Origin of the sequence: Paraburkholderia sp. SIMBA_030, from assembly GCF_046535245.1 — a bacterium.
Classification (GTDB): domain Bacteria; phylum Pseudomonadota; class Gammaproteobacteria; order Burkholderiales; family Burkholderiaceae; genus Paraburkholderia.
Genome location: NZ_JAWRXB010000437.1, coordinates 1 through 275, shown reverse-complemented (window position 1 = coordinate 275; position 275 = coordinate 1). Strand labels below are relative to the sequence as shown.

Sequence of the window (275 nt, the reverse complement as noted above, 5' to 3'; positions counted from 1 at the left end):
CGGCAATCACACCCATTCGCACGCGAGACCGGGCGCGCTGGCGGACGACGTGCTGATCGACGAGATCGAGGCAACCGACGCGCTGATTCGCGAGGCCTGCCGCCGCGCCGGCGTTCCTGCGCCGGACGCGATCCCGCTGCGCCTTCCGTACGGGTTGATGCCGCGGGACAATCGCGCAGCCGTGCTCGCGCGCCTGCAACGCGAACACACCGGCTGGACCGCGATACTGGATGACTGGCAGCGGCCGGCGCCGTCGCCGCAGGCGCTATTCGACG

The 275-nt window shown here is 71.3% G+C and carries 1 pseudogene; it reads left to right on the top strand.

What is annotated here, in order from left to right:
* A pseudogene (locus tag SB772_RS40680) lies at positions 1-275 on the top strand (polysaccharide deacetylase family protein); the annotation flags it as partial.